Origin of the sequence: Salinispora pacifica CNR114 (assembly GCF_000514775.1) — a bacterium.
GTDB lineage: Bacteria > Actinomycetota > Actinomycetes > Mycobacteriales > Micromonosporaceae > Micromonospora > Micromonospora pacifica.
In genome coordinates, this window is sequence record NZ_AZWO01000077.1 from 1 (window position 1) to 2,990 (window position 2,990).

At 56.4% G+C, this 2,990-nt stretch carries 2 rRNA genes; both read left to right on the forward strand.

The features are described from left to right. Positions 1–2,781 (forward strand): 23S ribosomal RNA (locus B118_RS0124660); the annotation flags it as partial. An 84-nt stretch (positions 2,782–2,865) separates the two neighbouring features. After that, positions 2,866–2,982: ribosomal RNA gene (gene rrf / locus B118_RS0124665) — 5S ribosomal RNA — on the forward strand. Positions 2,983–2,990: the final 8 nt, after the last annotated feature.

Sequence of the window (2,990 nt, forward strand, 5' to 3'; positions counted from 1 at the left end):
CCTGCGGCACGGGCTGACACTCGTGTGGGGAGTTATAAAGCTGGTGGTTAGTTGAACAGTCTGGAATGGCTGACCGTAGACGGTGAAAGTCCGGTAGGTGAAAGCTGCCAGTCTCCTGTGGGTGTTCCCGAGTAGCGGCGGACTCCTGTAATCTGCCGTGAATCTGCCAGGACCATCTGGTAAGCCTAAATACTTCCTGGTGACCGATAGCGGATAGTACCGTGAGGGAATGGTGAAAAGTACCCCGGGAGGGGAGTGAAATAGTACCTGAAACCGTTCGCCTACAATCCGTCGGAGCCTTTAGGGGTGACGGCGTGCCTTTTGAAGAATGAGCCTGCGAGTTAGTGGCATGTGGCGAGGTTAACCCGGGTGGGGGAGCCGTAGCGAAAGCGAGTCTGAATAGGGCGTTAGAGTCGCGTGTCCTAGACCCGAAGCGGAGTGATCTAGCCATGGGCAGGCTGAAGCGTGGGTAAGACTGCGTGGAGGGCCGAACCCACCAACGTTGAAAAGTTGGGGGATGACCTGTGGTTAGGGGTGAAAGGCCAATCAAACTCCGTGATAGCTGGTTCTCCCCGAAATGCATTTAGGTGCAGCGTCGTGTGTTTCTTGCCGGAGGTAGAGCACTGGATGGTCTAGGGGGCCTACAAGCTTACCGAAATCAGCCAAACTCCGAATGCCGGTAAGTGAGAGCGCGGCAGTGAGACTGCGGGGGATAAGCTTCGTAGTCGAGAGGGAAACAGCCCAGATCACCAGCTAAGGCCCCTAAGCGTGTGCTAAGTGGAAAAGGATGTGGGGTCGCATAGACAACCAGGAGGTTGGCTTAGAAGCAGCCATCCTTGAAAGAGTGCGTAATAGCTCACTGGTCAAGTGGTTCCGCGCCGACAATGTAGCGGGGCTCAAGCACACCGCCGAAGCTGTGGCATTCACGCGTGTACTTCGCATGGCCTTTGGGTTGTGTGTAGGTGTGTGGATGGGTAGGGGAGCGTCGTGCCGGGGGTGAAGCAGCCGAGTGATCGAGTTGTGGACGCGGTGCGAGTGAGAATGCAGGCATGAGTAGCGAATGAAGGGTGAGAAACCCTTCCGCCGGATGACCAAGGGTTCCAGGGCCAGGTTAATCCGCCCTGGGTGAGTCGGGGCCTAAGGCGAGGCCGAGAGGCGTAGTCGATGGATAACGGGTTGATATTCCCGTACCCGCGAAGGAGCGTCCCTGATGAACTTCGTTGTGCTAACCATCCGATCTTGGTGTGGTCTTTGGACTGTGCTGGGGGAGCGTGGGAACCTGGCGGGTAGTAGTCAAGCGATGGGGTGACGCAGGAAGGTAGCTGAGCCCGGCCGGTGGTTGTGCCGGGGTAAGCGTGTAGGCTGTGTCGTAGGTAAATCCGCGGCGCGTGTGGCTGAGACGTGATGCCGAGCCGATTCAGGTGAAGTCAGTGATCCTATGCTGTCGAGAAAAGCCTCTAGCGAGTTCCGAGCGGCCCGTACCCTAAACCGACACAGGTGGTCAGGTAGAGAATACCAAGGCGATCGGGTGAACTGTGGTTAAGGAACTCGGCAAATTGCCCCCGTAACTTTGGGAGAAGGGGGGCCGGAGACGTGAAGGCACGTGCTGCTGGAGCGTTGTATGGCCGCAGAGAGCAGGGGGAAGCGACTGTTTACTAAAAACACAGGTCCATGCGAAGAAGTAATTCGATGTATATGGACTGACGCCTGCCCGGTGCTGGAACGTTAAGGGGACCTGTTAGTCTTTCGGGGCGAAGCGGAGAACTTAAGCGCCAGTAAACGGCGGTGGTAACTATAACCATCCTAAGGTAGCGAAATTCCTTGTCGGGTAAGTTCCGACCTGCACGAATGGCGTAACGACTTCCCCACTGTCTCAACCACAGGCCCGGCGAAATTGCATTACGAGTAAAGATGCTCGTTACGCGCGGCAGGACGGAAAGACCCCGGGACCTTTACTATAGCTTGACATTGGTATCTGAATTAGCTTGTGTAGGATAGGTGGGAGCCGGTGAAGTGTGCACGCCAGTGCATGTGGAGGCAATCTTGAAATACCACTCTGGTTGGTTTGGGTATCTAACTTCGGACCGTTATCCGGTTCAGGGACAGTGTCTGGTGGGTAGTTTAACTGGGGCGGTTGCCTCCTAAAGGGTAACGGAGGCGCCCAAAGGTTCCCTCAGCCTGGTTGGCAATCAGGTGTTGAGTGTAAGTGCACAAGGGAGCTTGACTGTGAGACTGACGGGTCGAGCAGGGACGAAAGTCGGGACTAGTGATCCGGCACTGGCGAATGGAAGCGGTGTCGCTCAACGGATAAAAGGTACCCCGGGGATAACAGGCTGATCTTCCCCAAGAGTCCATATCGACGGGATGGTTTGGCACCTCGATGTCGGCTCGTCGCATCCTGGGGCTGTAGCAGGTCCCAAGGGTTGGGCTGTTCGCCCATTAAAGCGGTACGCGAGCTGGGTTTAGAACGTCGTGAGACAGTTCGGTCCCTATCCGCCGTGCGCGTAGGATACTTGAGAAGGGCTGTCCCTAGTACGAGAGGACCGGGACGGACGAACCTCTGGTGTGCCAGTTGTCCCGCCAGGGGCACGGCTGGTTGGCTACGTTCGGAAGGGATAACCGCTGAAAGCATCTAAGCGGGAAGCCTGCTTCAAGATGAGGTATCCCATCCACCTTTGGTGGGGTAAGGCCCCCAGCTAGACGACTGGGTTGATAGGCCGGAAATGTAAGCTCGGTAACGGGTTCAGTTGACCGGTACTAATAGGCCGAGGACTTGACTACTAAGTTGCTACGCGTCCACTGTGTATCTCTTGGCAAGCAAACATTGCCTGTGGTGTTGGGTGTGTTTGATATGTCGATAAGTGTTACGGCGGTCATGGCGGAGGGGAAACGCCCGGTTACATTCCGAACCCGGAAGCTAAGCCCTCCAGCGCCGATGGTACTGCACTCGGGAGGGTGTGGGAGAGTAGGACACCGCCGGGCAAAACTTT